This window comes from Capnocytophaga felis (genome assembly GCF_009684755.1).
Lineage (GTDB): Bacteria > Bacteroidota > Bacteroidia > Flavobacteriales > Flavobacteriaceae > Capnocytophaga > Capnocytophaga felis.
The window spans coordinates 207,379-226,399 of record NZ_BLBC01000014.1; the positions used below are offsets into that span (position 1 = coordinate 207,379).

The 19,021-nt window shown below is 34.7% G+C and carries 25 protein-coding genes; 6 read left to right on the forward strand and 19 right to left on the reverse strand.

From position 1 onward, the window contains the following. Positions 1 to 32: 32 nt before the first annotated feature. The 14 genes from GN105_RS11420 to GN105_RS11485 form a co-directional block, all read right to left on the reverse strand. Positions 33 to 455, reverse strand: coding sequence for a hypothetical protein (locus GN105_RS11420; protein WP_155285526.1), 423 nt, complete (start codon positions 453 to 455; stop codon positions 33 to 35). 5 nt (positions 456 to 460) lie between these two features. Further along, positions 461 to 1,000, reverse strand: coding sequence for a hypothetical protein (locus tag GN105_RS11425; protein ID WP_155285527.1), 540 nt, complete (start codon positions 998 to 1,000; stop codon positions 461 to 463). An 18-nt stretch (positions 1,001 to 1,018) separates the two neighbouring features. Next, on the reverse strand, positions 1,019 to 1,390 hold the full coding sequence (locus GN105_RS11430) for a hypothetical protein (RefSeq protein WP_155285528.1): 372 nt from the start codon (positions 1,388 to 1,390) through the stop codon (positions 1,019 to 1,021). Continuing rightward, the gene (locus GN105_RS11435; protein WP_155285529.1) at positions 1,383 to 2,138 is read right to left on the reverse strand and encodes a hypothetical protein; all 756 of its coding nucleotides are present in this window, start codon (positions 2,136 to 2,138) and stop codon (positions 1,383 to 1,385) included. Before GN105_RS11435 ends, GN105_RS11430 begins: the two co-directional genes overlap by 8 nt. Before the next feature lie 13 nt (positions 2,139 to 2,151). Then, positions 2,152 to 4,161 (reverse strand): hypothetical protein, encoded by a 2,010-nt coding sequence (locus GN105_RS11440; RefSeq protein ID WP_155285530.1) that lies wholly within the window; start codon positions 4,159 to 4,161, stop codon positions 2,152 to 2,154. 132 nt (positions 4,162 to 4,293) lie between these two features. Continuing rightward, a complete protein-coding gene (locus GN105_RS11445) occupies positions 4,294 to 4,650 on the reverse strand; it encodes a hypothetical protein (protein ID WP_155285531.1) in 357 nt (118 codons plus the stop codon). Position 4,651: 1 nt separating this feature from the next. Further along, positions 4,652 to 5,086, reverse strand: coding sequence for a hypothetical protein (locus GN105_RS11450; RefSeq protein WP_155285532.1), 435 nt, complete (start codon positions 5,084 to 5,086; stop codon positions 4,652 to 4,654). A 1-nt stretch (position 5,087) separates the two neighbouring features. Beyond that, the gene (locus GN105_RS11455) at positions 5,088 to 5,342 is read right to left on the reverse strand and encodes a hypothetical protein (RefSeq protein ID WP_155285533.1); all 255 of its coding nucleotides are present in this window, start codon (positions 5,340 to 5,342) and stop codon (positions 5,088 to 5,090) included. A 5-nt stretch (positions 5,343 to 5,347) separates the two neighbouring features. Then, positions 5,348 to 5,587 carry a hypothetical protein gene (locus GN105_RS11460; RefSeq protein WP_155285534.1) on the reverse strand — a complete coding sequence of 80 codons (240 nt, stop codon included), beginning with the start codon at positions 5,585 to 5,587 and terminating at the stop codon, positions 5,348 to 5,350. A 26-nt stretch (positions 5,588 to 5,613) separates the two neighbouring features. Further along, a complete protein-coding gene (locus GN105_RS11465; protein ID WP_155285535.1) occupies positions 5,614 to 8,499 on the reverse strand; it encodes a hypothetical protein in 2,886 nt (961 codons plus the stop codon). An 83-nt stretch (positions 8,500 to 8,582) separates the two neighbouring features. After that, positions 8,583 to 8,909 carry a helix-turn-helix domain-containing protein gene (locus GN105_RS11470; protein WP_155285536.1) on the reverse strand — a complete coding sequence of 109 codons (327 nt, stop codon included), beginning with the start codon at positions 8,907 to 8,909 and terminating at the stop codon, positions 8,583 to 8,585. A gap of 5 nt (positions 8,910 to 8,914) precedes the next feature. After that, positions 8,915 to 9,190 (reverse strand): hypothetical protein, encoded by a 276-nt coding sequence (locus GN105_RS11475; protein WP_155285537.1) that lies wholly within the window; start codon positions 9,188 to 9,190, stop codon positions 8,915 to 8,917. Further along, positions 9,126 to 9,476 carry a hypothetical protein gene (locus tag GN105_RS11480; protein ID WP_155285538.1) on the reverse strand — a complete coding sequence of 117 codons (351 nt, stop codon included), beginning with the start codon at positions 9,474 to 9,476 and terminating at the stop codon, positions 9,126 to 9,128. The genes GN105_RS11475 and GN105_RS11480 overlap by 65 nt, the downstream gene beginning before the upstream one ends. 260 nt (positions 9,477 to 9,736) lie before the next feature. Next, positions 9,737 to 9,955 carry a hypothetical protein gene (locus GN105_RS11485; protein ID WP_155285539.1) on the reverse strand — a complete coding sequence of 73 codons (219 nt, stop codon included), beginning with the start codon at positions 9,953 to 9,955 and terminating at the stop codon, positions 9,737 to 9,739. Between the two features lie 172 nt (positions 9,956 to 10,127). On the opposite strand from GN105_RS11485, the gene GN105_RS12890 reads away from it, so the two are divergent. From GN105_RS12890 to GN105_RS11505, 4 genes are all read left to right on the forward strand, one after another. Continuing rightward, positions 10,128 to 10,460: a hypothetical protein gene (locus tag GN105_RS12890; RefSeq protein ID WP_175577633.1), complete on the forward strand. Its 333-nt coding sequence runs from the start codon at positions 10,128 to 10,130 to the stop codon at positions 10,458 to 10,460. A 2-nt stretch (positions 10,461 to 10,462) separates the two neighbouring features. After that, complete coding sequence (locus GN105_RS11495) at positions 10,463 to 10,867, forward strand: hypothetical protein (RefSeq protein ID WP_155285540.1); 405 nt, start codon at positions 10,463 to 10,465, stop codon at positions 10,865 to 10,867. A gap of 21 nt (positions 10,868 to 10,888) precedes the next feature. Continuing rightward, complete coding sequence (locus GN105_RS11500) at positions 10,889 to 11,203, forward strand: hypothetical protein (protein ID WP_155285541.1); 315 nt, start codon at positions 10,889 to 10,891, stop codon at positions 11,201 to 11,203. Between the two features lie 612 nt (positions 11,204 to 11,815). Next, a complete protein-coding gene (locus GN105_RS11505; RefSeq protein WP_155285542.1) occupies positions 11,816 to 11,953 on the forward strand; it encodes a hypothetical protein in 138 nt (45 codons plus the stop codon). Between the two features lie 29 nt (positions 11,954 to 11,982). Here GN105_RS11505 and GN105_RS11510 read toward each other — a convergent pair whose 3' ends face one another. The 5 genes from GN105_RS11510 to GN105_RS11530 form a co-directional block, all read right to left on the reverse strand. Continuing rightward, positions 11,983 to 12,312 carry a type II toxin-antitoxin system RelE/ParE family toxin gene (locus GN105_RS11510; protein WP_155285543.1) on the reverse strand — a complete coding sequence of 110 codons (330 nt, stop codon included), beginning with the start codon at positions 12,310 to 12,312 and terminating at the stop codon, positions 11,983 to 11,985. Beyond that, the gene (locus GN105_RS11515) at positions 12,302 to 12,538 is read right to left on the reverse strand and encodes a hypothetical protein (RefSeq protein ID WP_155285544.1); all 237 of its coding nucleotides are present in this window, start codon (positions 12,536 to 12,538) and stop codon (positions 12,302 to 12,304) included. The genes GN105_RS11510 and GN105_RS11515 overlap by 11 nt, the downstream gene beginning before the upstream one ends. A gap of 31 nt (positions 12,539 to 12,569) precedes the next feature. Beyond that, positions 12,570 to 13,841 carry a tyrosine-type recombinase/integrase gene (locus GN105_RS11520; RefSeq protein WP_155285545.1) on the reverse strand — a complete coding sequence of 424 codons (1,272 nt, stop codon included), beginning with the start codon at positions 13,839 to 13,841 and terminating at the stop codon, positions 12,570 to 12,572. A gap of 476 nt (positions 13,842 to 14,317) precedes the next feature. Further along, positions 14,318 to 15,001, reverse strand: coding sequence for an ABC transporter ATP-binding protein (locus GN105_RS11525; RefSeq protein ID WP_155285546.1), 684 nt, complete (start codon positions 14,999 to 15,001; stop codon positions 14,318 to 14,320). 90 nt (positions 15,002 to 15,091) lie between these two features. Further along, positions 15,092 to 15,493, reverse strand: a complete 402-nt coding sequence (locus GN105_RS11530; protein WP_155285547.1) for a hypothetical protein — start codon at positions 15,491 to 15,493, stop codon at positions 15,092 to 15,094. A gap of 273 nt (positions 15,494 to 15,766) precedes the next feature. On the opposite strand from GN105_RS11530, the gene GN105_RS11535 reads away from it, so the two are divergent. Continuing rightward, positions 15,767 to 17,056 carry a dicarboxylate/amino acid:cation symporter gene (locus GN105_RS11535; protein ID WP_155285548.1) on the forward strand — a complete coding sequence of 430 codons (1,290 nt, stop codon included), beginning with the start codon at positions 15,767 to 15,769 and terminating at the stop codon, positions 17,054 to 17,056. A gap of 29 nt (positions 17,057 to 17,085) precedes the next feature. Further along, complete coding sequence (locus tag GN105_RS11540) at positions 17,086 to 19,008, forward strand: DUF294 nucleotidyltransferase-like domain-containing protein (protein ID WP_155285549.1); 1,923 nt, start codon at positions 17,086 to 17,088, stop codon at positions 19,006 to 19,008. Positions 19,009 to 19,021: the final 13 nt, after the last annotated feature.

Consider the following 19,021-nt stretch of genomic DNA (forward strand, 5'->3'; position numbering starts at 1 on the left):
TATTATGATTTTAAAAGTTTGTATTGATTTTTTTAAACTGCGGCAAATTCTTGTTTTGGTGCTGACGAGAATTTAACTTCATCCGCATAAGGATTGTCAATTACATCGTAATTATCCACGTCCGAAGGTAGAATAATGATTGGGTTTTCGGGGCTTCCCAATGCGGTTTTTAAAATACCTTCTTGAGGATTAACAATCTCTTTTACAAGCTCCCCTAATTGGGTCGCTGCCATTCCTGCTGCTGCTCCTTGAAGCATTTTACCAGCGTTATCCTTACCGTTAATCATTGCGGTTCCCACCACTCCGACCACAGCAAGTAATCCACGTTTCAATTTTGAGTTTTTAAGCGGAATTTTGTCCGCCAACACTCGTGAACCCATAGCTCCGGCAATAGCACCGCCAGTGAATGCCGCTGCTCCGGTTACTGTCTCTGAATTTAGTTTATTAGTTTTCATACTGTTTATTTACCTTTTTTATTTGTTGCCATTATAATTATTCCTCCAAGTGCCAAAACACCTACTCCTATACCAACATACAATGCTGTGTTATCCTTGGGCTTTTCAGCATTTCGTTGATTCATCAAAGCTATTATCGTTGCCATATCCACATTGCCCCCAGCTTGCTGTGCTGCCATTGCTTGGCTTTCCATAAAAGCCATATCTTCGGCAGTGGCTCGGCGTTGTTCACCAGTGGTTGAATCTTGAATATACACCGTTCGACCGCCTTTAAACTCATTGACCAAAGCTACTATCCCTGCCACAGTATTGATAACCTGCCCCGAGGCATTCATTATCGTGTCAAAACGCGTCTGTCCGTGTCGCTCTCTGTAAGAGAATTTTTTAGGAGTAGCTTTTGAGCCAACTGCCGTTATAGGTTTCTTGACTTCTATATACTTTTTTGAGTTAATGGCATTGCCCGGAATGTTATACCCTCTTGTTATTGTAGGTACTACCGTTGTAGGACCTGCCAAACCCATTATTGGTAATATTGCCTCTGACATAATTTCTTGTTTTTCAATTTATTTTTTCACTAATAACACAATCAATCCCAAAGCGATAACCCCACCGGTGATATACAATGCTGTATTATCTTTTTCAGGTTTCGCACCGAAATTACCCGTTATTACACGTCGCATATCGGCAGCTTCCTGCATTTTCATTGCCCGGTTGTACTGCTGTTGCTTTAACCACTCGGCGTGTTGTTCCTGCTTGATTCTGATTTCTTCAGGAGTAAGTTGGCGTTCTACTACAGTAGTATGATTTACTGTTTGACCGCCTCCACCGCCGTTGTTGCTTCCTTTGATAGAGCTATATACGTTAGCTCCGGTATTAACGACATCAAGAGCGGTGCTTACCCAACCCAACCCATATTTTCTGTATTTGTTAAGCATTTACTTTTGTCGGTTTATCTTTTCCTTTAAAGACATAAGCTCCTACGCCTATGGCTGCCAATACAAGCAGCAACGTTGTCATATTACCCTGTGAGGCTTCCGTTTTTGGAGCGTTTTTGAGTCTTTCTGCCTCACGGGCTTGTTGCTCCAAAGCCAAACGTTCTGCCTCTTTGCGGGCGTTATAGGTCGCCTTTAAGTTTTCAATTTCAGCTAAGATACTTGCCAATTTTTGCTCTCGTACTTTTACTTCCTGCTCCAATTTCTGAGCCTCTGTACGAATGAGTTGCATATTAGAAGGTGAAAATTTTGTTTGTAAAACTTCTAATCTTTCTGTTACAGCTGAAAGTTCCTTTTCCAAAGGCAACGCCTTTTCTTTGTACTCTTTTTCTCTATTGGTATAAGTATCGCAAGAAAAAGCCTTATTCCACCAACGCTTCCCAAACCAGCCTAAGCCGGAACCTGCTGCTACTTCGGGGTTTTGTAACCACATATCACGAGTGATTGTAGCCTTATTGATTTCATTATCAAGTTCCGCAATACGTTTTCTTCGGTTTGCTTGTAGTTCTTCAAGAGAAACATATTCGGCTTGAAGTACACCCGTTTCCAATGCAGAAATTTTGCTTCTTACTTCACCAATACGCCCCGGCAGAGAATTAAAGTGAGCTTCAGCCTGTCCCGCTCTCGCTCTGTGATTATCGCAACCGCCTAACCCAGTATTATTTACGTTGTATTGTGTATCGAATTGCATAATTTTTTGTTTTTTATTGTTTTAATTTCCAGATGATAGCACCTCCTAACAATGCTAAGATTCTCAAACTCATATTTTTTTTGTTCAAAATACCTGCTTCAACTTGAGCTTTTTTTCGTTCGATAGTTTGCACATTTTCAAGTCTTCTTTTTTCGTCAGAAAGGCGTTGAGCTCGTATCTTTTTCATTTCTTCCCAAAAGGAAACTTGTGTTTTCGCATACGCCTCCAGCTTATTTTTTGAAGCCCTAAGCATTTCGTTTTTATATTCCTCATCGTATTTTAGCCATATTTCGTATTGCTCTTTTCTAAGTTTGTCTTCTGCGGAAACTCGCGTAAGTACCGGCAGAAAAATATTCCTACGAATTGCCGCTATTTTTTCTTTAAACGGAAGCATTTCAGCCTTATACTTTTGTCCTACTTGCGTTCCGTATTTTCCTGAAAGCACTGCTACGTTATTATTCAACCAATTATCAAAACTTTCTTCTGTTCCGTAAGGATAAACGCCTTTTTTCTTATCACGACTTTCAATGCTTAAAACTCGATATGTAGCTTTAATCGTATTTTTGGCAGCAGGGACGATAAAATACCACATTCTACTGCTGGTACTGCTTTCCCTTTCAATAATTGATACATTAAAATCCTCACCCAAAGCCACTTTAAGCCCTTCAAGCATTGCATCAACCGATTGCTTTACGTTTACAGCAAAATTTTGATACCCTTGTAATGCGTTTCTACTACATTCATTTTCAAAGTGCGTGTTCAGTTCGTGCTGAAAATGTTTGAAGCCTAAGTCAATTTCTTTCAAAAGCGTGTTCAAATCATTGACTGCCAATGGTTGTGTACTGCCGTCAATGTTTTTTTGGACCCGCTCCATTGTAGCCTTAAACTTTTTGTGAAAATCCGATTGTAAATTATTGTTGATATAATCAGAAGTATAAAATGCTCCGGCACAAGGGTCATAACCAAACATAACCGCCAAAGAAACCAAAGCCGTTACAGCCGCAATACAAATACCCACAATCTGCCCGGCACCCGGAAACAATGCTGCAACCGAAGCCGCCGCATTTCCCACAACATTCACATTATTAAATGCTTTTTGCTTTCCTTGTTGCCTGCTCAAATCAGTGTAATGAGACGCTTCATTATAACTATCAGCTATCAAAGCATCAATATCCAAGGTAGGTGCCGACATTCCTTGCGGAATTTTTATTAAATCGTAACGTTCACCATCCAACAGAATAGTAAAGCCGTCAATAAAAAAATGAACATCTGTTCTTTGTTGTTTTGCAAGCCAATGGACTTTTCTTTTCAGACGGAGCAAATCCAGATTATCAGGCATCAAGCCTTCAAATACATCTATTGCCGATACAAACGATTGCCAAGCTCCGTGCTTTCCCGTGCTTTGTGTTTTTATGTTTTTTGTGTTTTCAGGTATTCCCAAGCCTTTTGCTTTTGGAATAAAAACATCGTCTTTAGCTAAAAAAGGAAGTTCGCCAAATTGCCTAATCGTGCCGTCAATAGTGTAATATCCTTCTGATAAATCATTTGTTTTCTGATTTTTAGGCACTACAATATACACGTGTGTAAACGCATCCGGATACATTCCCTCTTGCTTAATTCTTCGCATATAATGCGAAATGCCCGCATTTTGCAAAATGGTACTGGCAAAAATGGAATAGCTTTTACAATCAATTCCCTCATTGCGAGTTAGCCAAGCACAAGCCGGAGAACGCAACATTTGGTTGGTGCCGTCCAACTTGTACTGAATATGATTAAACAAGAAGCTATGCACTTCCTTGCACAAATCATTTAATTTCAAAGAACTAAAAAAACGTTTGGTTAATCTTTCGGTATGATGGCGATATTTTAACGCCCATTCTTTCATTTTTGCAATGGAAAAAGAGGTATCACCCTCACCGAGCTTCACAGAAGAGCAGTCGCTGAAAGGCATATAAGCATCATACCTTATTCCAGAGAGTAAGGGACGATAAAGGGACTTATTTATGCTTTCAGCGTTGCTCATATCAAACTATTTATGCAAGGATTTCACAAGCAAAAGTAGAAACACAAATGTTTAAAAATGCACGATTGGGTGAGATTGGGTACGATTGGGTGAGATTGGGCAAGATAGAGAACATAAAAACAAAAAAACGCCCTACTTCGGGCGGTTTTTTCTGCTGTTGTCATTGTTTAATATCCTTTTCCTATTTTTTCTTTCCTCAATTTCATTTTGTAATTTAATGCCTTTTTCTACATCCACGTTTTCAAGCGTTTTTTGAGCAACATATGTGAACATTTTATCGGTATTTTCAAAATAGATTGTATCTTTATTGTTGCTGTTGGTTAATCTGTTTTTATCTATATTCATATGATACACAATATCTTTAGTATATATATCCAGTATCATATCTTGTTTTATAATCTTTTGAGAAGTAGAAGCACTTGCTTTGCTTTGTGAATGCACACTGACCGTTACAGCCAGTGTAAAAATTAATATTCTTACTAAATTCATCTTATTTTTGTATTAAAGAATGAATAAAATCAACGAAGTACCGAGGCTGATTAATGATATTTTCATCTATATTGACAGGAATATCAACCGAATCTGCTTCTTCACCTGATTTTCTGCTCATAATCCAACGATTACATTCCATAATAAATGAAATATCGCTATCTTTATGCTTTTCGCAAACCCATTGGAATATGTGTGTCATTGTTACCGGAAGCCCTATGACTTCAAAATGATTCCGAACAAAACACAATCTGAACAAAAACACATCTGCATTTGATATTTTCATCAACTTAACATACTCATCATCAACATATATAATCTCATAGTCATTCCCGAAACAATGAAGGACACATCCCTTCTCTATTTCTAACAAATGAGGTAAATCCTTTCGCACACAATTTTCAACTTCGTTTACTTTCTTCTTTAATGTTTCCATATTAAACTTTTAATTTTCTGTTATTCATTTCTTTTTTTAGTTCCTCTGATAAAACATAACCATCAGGCGTACCATATAGCTCAATGAAAGTGAGTGCTTCTTGCGTGCTTATGTTTTTGCAGTTTTTTGCATTTTTACGATAATCACATACTATTTCATTGATATATTTTTTGATGTTTTTTTCGCTGTATTGGTTGATGTACAGCAGCACTATTTGCTTTTTGGTGCGTATGTTATTTTTTTCCAGAGTTTTCATAGTAATCATTTATTATTTTTTTCATAGATAAAACGATACATTTCAAGTATTTTGTCATAAATTGCTTTACCGTTATCGAATATATCCTTGCCAATAGTTTCCTTACCTTTTTTGTTTAAGCATATTCTTAACCGACTACCATTGCTCACGTACGGAACGGGATAAATACTTATTCCTTTGCTCCAGCACCAAGTCATCATTTTATGTATAGGAACCTCTTTCTTTTGTGTTTTTTCTGTTTTCATAGTTCTTTTGCATTAGGCTTAAAGCATTAAAATTCTATTCCGTCAACATCAACATCATTGTTTTGGTCACTTGTAACTTGATAACTTGAATTTTGGTCACTTGTAACTTGTGTTTTTATGTAGATGCACTCAACAGACCTTCGTTTCATACCTGTTTCCGTACTTATGTGTTCAGTTGTTAATATACGACCATCTGCACCGCATTTTTCTTTCGGATTCAGCTCATACCCTTTGTATTTGCAGTAATTTTCCAAATTTTTACGGAAACGCTGTGCCGTGGTGTGCATTCGCCCCATAACCCGCTTATAATCTTCATATACATCTTTTTTGTTAAGATTTGTATTAAGTTTGTCATCCAAAAAGTAACCATCTGCCCATTCCATAAAGTTATCACCCATTGAAGCCTTGATACTGTTTATCTCCAAGTTGCCCGTTGGTGATAGTAGCGGAGTGCGTATGTTAGTCAAATACAATTGCAAGCACTGCAACATAAAATTGAAAAAGAAATGCCACTGTGATTCGTTCCAGTCTCTGAATAACTGCCCACCAAAATCATATTCAGGCAAATAACTTTCCTTGTGTACATCGCTGGTGTAGTGATAGTAATCGGAAAATAACACAAACAAGATACGCCCTAAGGTACTGTTTGAAGGATTGCGTAATGCGTGGTTATAAGTACCTACCAATTTCGGGGCACGCTCGTAAGGAATATGGTACGAACCTACATTCTTTTGATTGACAACAATACCTTCGGTAATCATTGAATACAAAAAGTCAAAGCCGTGTGTGGTATCGTTATTCAGCATATCATCAAAAAAGATGAGTTTTTGATTTTTGTAGGACCCTAAAAGGTGCGGATCATCAAACATACGTTTGGATTTTCCGTTCACATAAAAGTAAGGAGCCAACATTGAAACGCCTTGAATTAAAAGTCCTTTACCACTTCGCCCGTTGTTTTCGCCCGTTTCTTCCTTTACCTTGTCATCAATCATATACACAAACTTTTCAAAACCACGACGTTTGTAATTATGAAGCAGATAACCGATGGCAAAGCATTTTCCTAAAAAGTGCGATTCTTGCGTAATTTGTTCATCCTCCGATAAAACGGCACTGTTAAGAATGAATTTTTTGCGGAACGCATCGCCTTGAGCCAAGAATTCCTTATCCCAGTGCATACGACAAGTATTTATAACGAAATTCATAAAATCACAGCCGTTTTCAAGAATATTCACTCGTTTTTGTCCGGTTTCGGTTTCGTAAACTTCAAAGAAAGGCTTAGCCACACGAAACTGGTGCGGAATGATATTTTTTTGCCAAACATAATTCTGTAACTCCCTTGAAGGAATTACCTTAATGGCTTCGTCTGTTACTTTTACGGCTGTATTTTCAAAGAAAAATAATTGATTACTTTCCGTTGCATCTGTGAAGTCTAACTTTTCTTCTAATAACGGAACCGTTGCCAAATCAGAATTTCGTAGTGCATTACAACCCTTTACCAATTCCAAAACTTGAGTATTTGTCCCTTTACGTATCAAATAATCCACACAAAATTCTCTAACTTGCTTTGATGTAGGTTCTTCCACTTTGAAGCCGTCAATACGTATTAAGTAATCGGCGGTTTCATTGTGTTTGTCCGAAGCAAAAAATTCAGGGGTGTAGCCAAAAAAGCCTTCGGAGTTTAAGAAATAATGCAAACTCCTTACGTTTACTCGATACTTTTTATCCTTTTGCGAAACAAAATCACACGAAACGGGAACGTTTATCAGCTTTTTAAATTCCGATGCAATAACCTCTTTCGGAGTGTTTTTCTTGGTGAAATACGAAACATAATCGCGAAAATCCTTGCCTTTTTCGCCTAAGAAATACTTAGGAAGAAAAACAATATCCAGTTTCCAATATTTTTGTGAATATTTGTAAGCGAAGTTTATACCCGAAGTGTCCACATCCGGCAAATAAAACAACTGTTTGCAATTGGCTTTGAGATATTCATACGTTTGATAATCAATAATATCATTTTCCGAATTGCCCCAAACCGGAAAAAAATCATCGGAAAGGCTGGCGATGGTTAATCCGTCAGAACCTCCGGAACACAAAACAACGTAAGGGAGTTTGTTTCTGTCCTTATCTTCCTTTAAATAGTCGCTTTGAGGGTCTGTTTCATCAACGATTAGAAAATCGTATGAATCTTGGTTGTTTTCCTGCAAAAACGCAATTTGCTTTTTTATGCGTGACAAGCCGTGATAATATTTTTCGGGCTTTTTGCCTAAATATCCGTGCTTGAAATTAATTTCCTTGCTTTTTCCGTTTTCATCGGTGATTCTTCGCTTTTTTTCAGCCGGACAATAGATTTTTGCCCATTTTTCCAAATCATCGGAGTAACAAAATATCGGATAATCAGGCGTTGCATTAACACGCATTAGCACCTTTTTTTCTGAGGTTACTTTCTCATAGTATTCTACCTCGTAAACATTGTATTCTTCACATATTTGTGCCGTTACGAAGTTGGAAAAACGTGTAGGATTTTCGACCTTGTCTTTTACCTTTATGAAGAAATAATCATCGGGTTTATCGCCTTTGTCTGAAAACGTTTTGTTGGGAGCAAAAAAGATGCTGTTTACCATTACGTTGAACTCATCATACAAGCGTTGCAGTACTTCATAGTACTCCAACCCTGTTTGCTGCATTACAATATCAATGGGGGAAAACGTTTCTTTGCTTCCGTGATCATATACCAACCAGCATTCGGCACCTTTGAAAATACCGGCTGAACCGGTACGTTCATTGCGGAGCTTGAATTTTTTACCTTTATTTCTTTCGCAACCAACACTATCAGGCAAGTATCTATGTAAAATATCTAATCCGTTATCAGTGGCTTCGTATAGTTTTTCAGGTGTATATTTGTATTCGCTCATAACTTAGGGTAAAAGTTAGTATAGTACTTAGTGATTTTATAAAGTAGCGGGACAAATTCAGGACTGGCATTGCCCCTGCTACTCTACATCCCTAAGTTATTTTTTTTGTGTTCAGCAATGATTTTTTCAATGAATTGAATTTTTGGGATACTATATGTAGCACCCACGGGATAAGCAATAATTTGCTTGTTTTTTATGGCTGTACGTACTGTATTGATGTGCTTTCCTAAGTATTTGGCACATTCTTCAGGAGTGAAGCATATATCGTGAGTTTTTAAACTATAAAGCAGATTTACAACCTCTTGTACTACATTAACAGTTTGCGGTTGCACTCCCATCAATTTATGCAAACGTTCTACTTCACTATGAGGCATTTGCTCTATGATTTGTTTGGCTATTTCGGCAGTCATAACGGCTATTTTTGTTTTTTTATCAGATATTGTTCAGCTAAAAATTCGTTTTGCTCCTGTGAGATGTTGTATTTTAAAACGACTATTTTATCGCGTTGCGTGAAGCTCACATACCAATTAGGAGGTAGGTTTTCTTCTATTTCGTTGAAAACCTCGTAATCCTCAAACCAAAACGAAAAGTGAATAGCAAAATTGGTATTGTAATTAAGGATATTCTTAATGCCTACTATATTTTTTAAGGCTTTTTCTATTTCTTGGGCATATGATTCTAAGTGTTTCATAACGATTTGGTTTGTATATGATTATTTGGTTTGTGTTTTTAAACTTTTCAAAAGCCAAAATCAAAGATTTATAAAACTTTTTCGGTATTTTTTCGGCTATGATTTTAGCTTTTTTCATACTGAGCGAAGAACTTCGAGGCACGAACTCAAAATGAATGTAGGTACCCGGAATTGGAATAGGGAAAAAACCAAAAATTGCGAAATCATAACCTCTATCTACCATAATTGTTATTTCATATTCCGAAGCTATTTCTATTATTTTCAGTGTTTTATCTATGTTTTTCATAACGTTTTTTTGTTCTTAGTATTCATCAAAAAAATTGTATAAAAATCCTAATAAAACAGAGCAAAGAAGAAAATATATACCTAAAACTTCTAATTTGTAATTATCTAAAAGTAAAGTTATTATGATAAAAATAAGTAGCATCAACATTATAATAGAGCCAAATATGGTGTTTTTTAAATCTTTCATTGTTTTCTTGGTTTTTACGGTTTTTTGGTTGTAAGGGCGTAAGCATTACGCCCCTACGGTTGGCGACACCTCTGTTATTTCTCTTCAATTTCCACGATTTTGGTTATTGCGGTTTGTGTGATTTCCGAAATGGCAAGTAAGATGCCGTACATCGTGAGTTTTTCATCATTGGAGGTTATCCAACGCTTTAGCGTAGTGATAGGAACGTTTGTTTTTAAAAACAAATGGGCTATCGCTCGTTCGTCTTCTTTGAGCTTTTCCAGCACTTCATTTTTGATTTTTACTACTCTCATTTTTCGTTTGGCTTTAATTTTGATTTCAGATGATTGTTTTTTTTTGGTTTCATTTCTGATTGCAAATGTATAAAATTTTTATACAAATGTATTATTTTTTTCTACTTTTTTTTGAAAAAAATTCCACAAAAAGTATAATGTATTGATTTTTAAATATTTAATTTTAACTACTATGGAAAAAAAAATAGGACAACTAATCAAAGAAAGAATGAAAGCTCAAAAACTGACAGTTATAGAGTTTTCAGAGCTAATTGGAACAGAAAGAAGTAATGTTTATAACATCTTTGAAAGGGATAGTATAGATACAAATTTGTTGAAAAAAATAGGACATATTTTGGAGTATGATTTTTTTGAACATTTTTTAGAAGAAAAGACTATCCAAAAGATAAAACTTTCCGACAACTTAAAAAAATCGAAAGTTTTTATCCAATTAGATGTAAGTGAAGATGAAATTGTAAAAATAGGATTTGAAGAAAAAGTATTGAAAATATTAAATGTGAAGTAATTATGAGTAAAGATTTATTAACACAATTGAATTTGGATACTATTAAGAAATATATAGAGGTTTTATATCTATGTTGTGCAAATTATGACAGAAAATATGTCTTCTCGGATGAAATTAGAGAGATGTATCATAGAAAATATGGAGAATATCCACAATTAATTGAAGTAAGGTCAGCCATACATATATTGTATTCTTTATTTAAAGAGCATATGCCTAACTCTGTATTAGAAGACAATATAGGGCGAAGTGTTACTTATGTTTCAGAAATGAGAAGTAATGATTTCGATGCTTTTTACAATAATTATGAGAAGTCTATAAATAAAAATATAGAGTATTACAACAATTATGAGGATTTGGCAGATAGGCTTGATAAAATAGAAAACATAATTTTTTCAAATGGGGAATAACCTAAATATTTTGAAAGATGTATGCTTAAAAAAACACAATTAAAAGAAATTCAAAAACGACTACCAGAGGATATTTTATTGATAGATTCAACTACGTTTGATAATTATACCGATGATGAATATTTAGCATTACTTTCTTGGATAAAATGCTTCAAAAATCATTATGAAAAATTTCAAAATAATGCTCCATTTTATCCCCATTGTGCTTTCGTTTCAACAAGATTGTTTATAGATTTCTTATATCATAACCGAGAAGAAAAAGCAATTTATTTGAACGAGATCCATATAAAAACAAAAAAGCAAATGGATGCATATATCCGTTTGTGGGGTATGTAATTTGCTGATCATAGAGTTTTTTGAGGTTAAAATTTTTGTGTGCAGAAATTCACGTTGTCAATGAAAAATTTGCACACAAAAAACGCTCTGCACACAAAAAAAATCTTGAAAAAAATTTTTGTGTGCAGATTTGTGTGCAACGTATTTTATTGATTTTCTTTATATTATACTTTATTTTTATTCTTACACACAAAACACACAAAAAAAATATAATAAAAAGAGTGTGAAAAAAATATACCGAAAACCCTCCCAAAAGTGTTAAAATCGGCATTTTCCGCACCTCACAGACATCAAGCATAAATAAATGAAAAATTTTTGTGTGTTTTGTGTGTTTTGTGTGCAAAGGCACTTAATGAATTGAAAAACAAACACATATACTTACACACAAATTGCACACAAATATTTTCAGTTCAAAATCATATTTTCTTTAGGGGGCGGGTTTTTGTTATATAAGGGAAGTAATCCTTTACCTAATTTGCTTTGAAAATGGTACCGGAAAATGAGGCGGCGAGGTGCTCCGGTACCGGAAAAAAGGGGAAAAATTTTGTAGTTATACAAAATTGATATACTTTTGTGGCGTAAATCTTTCACGTTTACAAAAAATTAAGCCTTATGAATAGATCACATACACATAACATCAGCAATCCAAGCGAAAAGTTACTTCATTTCTTTAGAGGGCTAAGAACTATGAAAGAAAAAAATCAAGATTCTATCAAATCTAAGGAGTATAAGGAGTTCAAAAAGATATAAATGGACAGTTTGGAGTAAGTAAATGAGTTTTATACTCCTAAATTGTCTTTTAAAATATCTATATTGATATTTTCGTATTCTGATTTGTCATAAATAGATACAAAAGAAACGAGCATTTCTTCAATATTCACAATGGTTTCGTAAGTAATGACCCTTGCACCGCCACTTTTACCTTTGTTTTTAGCAGTTATTTTCATTCGTATTTTCTTAAACCCTCCACCTAAATCAACACCTCCATCTTTTCCATTTTCAATGGCAGACATCAATTTTTTCAAATCATCGTTGAGGGTTTTATATTTTTTCCGCAAAGATTTAAATTCTTTATCGAAATCATCGGTTGTTGTAAACTCATATTTCATTGAGCAAGGCATTTACGGAGTTTCCTTTTCTTTTTCCTGCGGCAATTTCTTTTGCGTGTGTAGCGGAACGATTAAGTCTTTTCAAAAAGTTTTTTTCCTTTGCAGTCAAAACCTTTTTAGGCTTTGTCTTTACTTTTGTTATTTCAGTAAAATCAAATGTTTTAGCAATTTCCAAAAGAGCCAGTGCCTGTTTGCTTTCGCTGTTTATTGTAATGATGTAGCCCATAATTGTATAGATTTTCTGCAAAGATATAAAATTATTTCTGATTGTAATACGCTTCCCAATGAGCTAAAAGTTTCTCGGCGTGTTCGGTAGGCGTTACTTTAATGTAGCTCAAAAATGTTTTCTCGCTGGTATGACCTGTGATTTTCATTATTGAAATTGTTGGGAAATTCATCTTATATAAATTGGTTGCGAACGAACGCCGACAAGTGTGTGAGCTTACCAATTGCCATTTCGGATACATAGCCGTCTCCTTACGTTTGGTAAAAGCATTCATCAATGAACCACGAATAGGTTCTACCAATCCCACAATTTGGCAAACTTCTTTAATGTATAAATTGAACTTAACATCTGAAATGCTTTTGGGCATACCACGCTTAGAAATCATTTCTTTGATATGATGATGCAACGGAATAACCACTTTTATTCCGGAACTATGTTTTGTTTTCTGCGGTTGTACGGTAATAAATTTGTCTTCGGGCTTTATTTCTGGTAAGGAAAGGAAGTCAGAAACTCGTAAGCCGGTCCAAAAACCAATAATTGCCAAATCACGGCAATTTTCGAGCCTGGGATTATTGGAAAAATCATAATCGAAGATACGTTGTATTTCATCTTCACTGAGTGCAATACTCACGCTTTCTTCTTTCAGTACGGAAAATTCTTTGTAGTCAGGCAGAACGCTGTATTTCATTTCTTCTGCTTTTTTAAGCAATACTTTTACGTTTTTAACTAAATCACCAACAGTATTTGTAGCGTATCGCTTAGAATACAAATAATTGACAAATTTTTCGTAATCGTCAGTTGTAAAACTGCTTATTTTCAATTTTCCGTGCTTTGCTTCATATTCACGCAATCGATTAGCCGTCTTTTTGTAGTGCTTTATTTTTGAAGGTTCATAATGTTTTTTAGTGCTTTTATTGATAAGGTTAGGAGCTTTCTCGCAAAAATCATCAATGAAGTCTGTAAAATACTCAAACTCCTTTGCCTCCGGTACCTTGTTTTTGAAATGCAAGTCAAAAGCATTTTTAAGCTCTTGCACAGTAACGGCAATTCCATTTAGCTCCATATTGTTTATGGTTGTGATTAAAAAATCATTGTAAACGGAAATTTTTGTTTTGATATGGGAATTTGTTAGCCCGACCGCACCACGTTTTACTTTAGGGCTTCGAGCATCAAAATCCCATTCTTCCGGAGATATTTTTACGCCAGTAGTGTATTTAAAGATTTTTTTATCTACCTTTGAATAATATTGTATAATAATGGGAGTTGGCTTATCTGATTTTGGTTCTTTTAAATAAAAATACATTGCAATTTTTTTTGCAAATATATAAAAAGGGTAAGAAAAAGGGTAAGTTATTTTGTTATTGTAGTTTATTTTTGACCACACACACAAACAACCGTTTTATATAAATAACTGAAAATGTTTGTGTATAGATGTAAATAGTTTAGGTAGGTAAAATAGAATGTAATCCTGACGAGGTCACAAAATAAAATAACTCACTGTAAAGCAGTGAGTTATTTTTTTTAATAAAACTTTTACAAATTAAAATTAACGCTTCTTCAAAATTATAAAACAATCAATTCCTTATTTGAAAAGTAAAATCAGTAACTTATTTTTTAAGATTTTCTTTCTTCTTCAGGTAATTCTCCCTAAAGTTTCTTCCTTGTCTTTTGTATAGTTTATTCCGATTTTTTCTATCATTCCAAAAAACAAGAAAAAAGAACACAGGAATAATCAATAATCCCCATAACCACCACATATATTTATTATATTTTTAAAAATTATTCTTTTCTAAAATCACTGTCTATCAATCCATCACGCAAACGAATAATACGGTGTGCGTGCTGAGCGATATCTTCTTCGTGTGTTACCAAAATAACCGTATTTCCTTTTTGGTGAATTTCATCAAAAAGAGCCATAATTTCGTACGAAGTTTTCGAATCCAAATTTCCCGTAGGCTCATCTGCCAAAATAATGGAAGGATGATTCACTAAAGCTCTTGCCACAGCCACTCTTTGTCTTTGTCCGCCCGATAGTTCATTAGGTTTATGCGTCATTCTATCTCCAAGTCCCACAAGTTCAAGCACTTCTTTGGCTCGTTCTCGTCGTTTATCTTTTCCTATTCCTGCATAAATCATCGGCAAAGCCACATTATCTAACGCAGTAGTTCTGGGCATTAAGTTAAACGTCTGGAAAACAAATCCAATTTCCTTATTACGAATATCAGCAAGCTCTCCGTCAGAAAGTTTACTAACATCTCTCCCATTAAGAATATATTCACCCGAAGTTGGCGTATCCAAACAACCTAAAATATTCATCAAAGTTGATTTTCCTGAGCCTGAAGGTCCCATAAGTGCCACATATTCACCTTTTTCAATCGATAAAAAAATGCCTTTTAACACGTGCAGAACCTCGCTCCCTAACTTAAAATCACGTTTGATATCTCTAACTTCTAATAAACTCATATTTTTCACAAATTAAGCGAATTGATTGTTTTTTACAACATTCCAAATAATAAAACTTCAACTATTTTTTTGCGAATATACTAAAAATCATCAGACTTTAATATAAAAAACTTCCTTTTTTTGTTCCCTACGTATAAAAACATATCCTTGTGAAAAAGTATTTATGCAAGCTGTAGTTTTTGGATGATTTATCAATTTCTGCCAATGAATTGTATTACAATCCTTATTTATATCATTAATTATCAACACACTATCATTATGCATTCTTTCTAAAAAAGATGTAATTTCCAAATTCTCAGTATATTTATTTACAAAAATCAAATCGTATCTTTTTATTACAGAATTCGAGTAAATTTCTGTTTCAACGGAAATATTTCTTTCTGTGAATTGTAACGCTTCTTGGATATTTTTATCATTTATAAAAATGTATTTTGCATCAAAATATTCAACAAATTGTAACAATAATTGAAATTTTCTTTCAGAAATCTCCATTTTTTTGAAATTGTACATTTCTTTATTTTGAATTTCACTTTTTACACGCAAACAATTGTTAATCAAATCAAAAACAAACGGAGAATGAACTCCGTGAAGATGAATTGATTTGAAAAAAAACAAAATATAATTAAAAATAAACTTCATCACCTTTGTGTAATTCAATCACAAAAATAGAAAAAACAATTCATAAATTTCTCGTATGCGAAAAAAGTTATATATTGCGAGGTTGAATCAGAAATATAAAAACAATTCTTTTTATTTTAACTTCATATGAAAAAAAATACAAAAATTGCGTTACATTGGCAAATTCTCATTGGTATGTTAGCAGGAGGTTTATTAGCCCTGCTAATGTTACAATTTTCGTGGGGAAAAAACTTCGTGTTGGATTACGTAAAACCTTTCGGAAACATTTTTATTAAATCATTAAAAATCATAGCTATACCTCTAATTTTAGCTTCTCTCATCAAAGGAATTTCCGATTTGAAAGATATTTCCAAATTTTCCAGAATTGGTACAAGAACAATCATCATATATATGCTGACCACAGTTTTGGCAATTTCCATCGGGCTAATAGTGGCAAACATCGTTAAACCGGGAAAAATGCTGAAAGAAGAAACCCGTATTGAATTGATGGAAAGCTTTAAATCACAAGCAGATAAGAGTATAAGCATTGCTCAAAAACAAAAAGAAGCACGCCCGTTAGACGCTATCGAAAACTTAGTGCCAGATAACCTCTTTTTGTCGGCAACGGACAACGCCAATATGCTTCAAATCATTTTCTGTGCGATATTATTCGGATTTGCAATGATTTTAATCCCTGAAGAAAAGACAAAACCAGTAAAAGATTTCTTTAGCAGTCTTAATGATATAATACTGAAAATCATTGATTTGATAATGAAATTTGCTCCTTACGGAGTATTTGCACTTATTGCCGGATTAATCGTGGAAGTACCTAATTCTGAAGTACTTTCTGCTCTATTGGTTTATGCTCTATGTGTGTTTGCCGGCTTAACCATATTGATGGGAATATATTGCATTTTGGTATGGAGTTTTACAAAAAGAAGCCCGAAATTCTTTCTGGAAAAGATGGCTCCCGTTCAGCTTTTGGCTTTTTCAACGAGTTCAAGCTCAGCAACAATGCCTCTGACAATGGAACGTGTGGAAGATGAATTAGGTGTAGATGAGGAAGTTGCAAGTTTTGTGATTCCTTTGGGAGCGACTGTAAATATGGACGGAACGAGCCTGTATCTTGGAATTGCAACTATTTTCATTGCTCAAGCCTCAGGAACGGATTTGAACTTCGCGGCTCAACTTGGGATTGTTGTTACTGCAACATTGGCTTCCATTGGTACGGCGGGCGTTCCTGGTGCCAGTATTGCTATGCTCGTGATTATTTTGGAACAAGCTGGTATTCCTGAAGCAGGTTTGGCATTAATCTTCGCTGTTGACCGTCCGTTGGATATGATGCGAACCGTTGCAAATGTTACAGGAGACGCCTGTGTTGCAATGATTGTAGGAAAATCCGTGGGAAAACTCCACGACATAAAAGAAAAAGAATAATTCAATATTTATCTGTATTTTAATTATTTATGAGAAACACTATCTCTCGAAGAGTTTATGATTTTTTAAAAAAGTATCCTCCTTTTGATATTATTGACGAAGACAAATTACTTAATTTATCAAAAGAAGTTGTCGTCATCTACTTGGAAAAAGGTAAAATTCTCTTCAAAGAACACGAGGACGCTCACGAGTATCTGTACATCGTTAAGGAAGGGGCTATTGAGATGAGACAAACGGTAAACGACAATTCCGAAATGGTAGATATTTGCGATGAAGGCGATGTTTTTGGGGTACGACCTATGATTACGAATACACCCTACTTAATGACTGCCGTTGCTCAAGAAGAATCCATCATTTACGGAATTCCGGCAAATGAATTTCGTCCGCTTATTGAGAATGATACAAAAATAGGATTATATTTAATTGAAATTTTTGCTTCAAAAACAAGAAATCCGTACTCGGTTGATTACACGAAATTTTTGTATCAAAATTTTGACCGAAATATGCTTCAAAAGGATTTTTTTGAGCTACAACCTGCTGTTTATGTTCGTAAAGTAGTGAAAACCAATCCAGAAGAAAACATCCAACAAGCTGCTTTTCTGATGACTGAAAAACGTGTAAGCAGTATTGTTGTGGTTGATTCGGAAAAAAAACCTTTGGGTATTGTTACCGACAAAGATTTGCGAAAACAAATTGCAACCGGCTGTTTTTCATTGGATATGAAAGTATCGCAAGTGATGAGTAGCCCTGTCAGAACTTATCCCAAAAAAATGACGATAGCTCAAGCTCAATTTGAGATGATTAAAAATAATATTAATCACCTGATAATCACAGAAGACGGAACAGACAAAACCTCTGTTTGTGGCATAATGACACAGCACGATATCGAAACAGTAAAAGGCGATAGCATTCCGGAGTTGATGAAAGCCGTGAAGCGTTCAAAAAAATCAAAACACTTGAAACGAATCCGTAAACAATCGCTCAACTTACTGAAAGGATATGTGTTACAAAATATTCCTTTGGGATTAATTACCGATTCGTTCCATCAACTATTTGAAGCTATTATTTCTAAAGCTATTGAGATATGCATCAAACGAATGCCTTCTCCCCCACCCGTTCGGTTTGCTTGGGTTAGTTTGGGTAGCCACGCCCGAAAAGAGCAATTTTTAGTAACTGACCAAGATAATGCAATTGTTTTTGAGAATGTTGCAGAAGAAAATTATGAAAAAACAAAACAATATTTTCTGCAATTAGCCGATAAAATCAATACAATGCTCAATAAAATTGGATACGATTACTGCCCTGCGGATATGATGGCAAGAAATCCTAATTGGTGCTTAAGCTTGGAAAAATGGGAAGAACAATTCCAAAAATGGATTTCTGATGCAAATGATGCTGACCTTCTGATGTTTTCTATCTTTTATGATATGGCTTTTTCTTTTGGCGAACCTACTTTGGTAGAAAAGCTAAGTGATAAAGTATTCGAACTCACGCAAAGTAACGAACGTTTTATGGCTTTGTTAGCAAAAAGTGCATTGGAAAATCCGTCTCCTCTCGGATTTTTTAGAAATTTCATTGTCGAACACGACGGAAAATACAAAGACCAATTTGATTTGAAAGCTAGAGCCTTGACAACAATCAGTGATAGTGCACGGTTGCTTTCTCTTTCTTACAAAATCAAAGGAGTGACCAACACCTCTGAACGATTTGAGAAATTAGCAGAATTGGAACCTCAAAATAAAGACATTTACTTAGCAAGTGCCTATGCAGCTAAAGCATTGTTAAAATTTCGTATAAAAAGTGGATTGAAAAATGATAACAGCGGTAGATATCTTGACCTCAATAGTTTAAGTAAAGAAGAAAAAACAAAATTAAAACGTTGTTTCAAAGCTATTGCAGGAGTGCAGGAATTGATAAAACTACGATTCAAGGTAAATCTTACTTACGTTTAAAATTATTGAAATT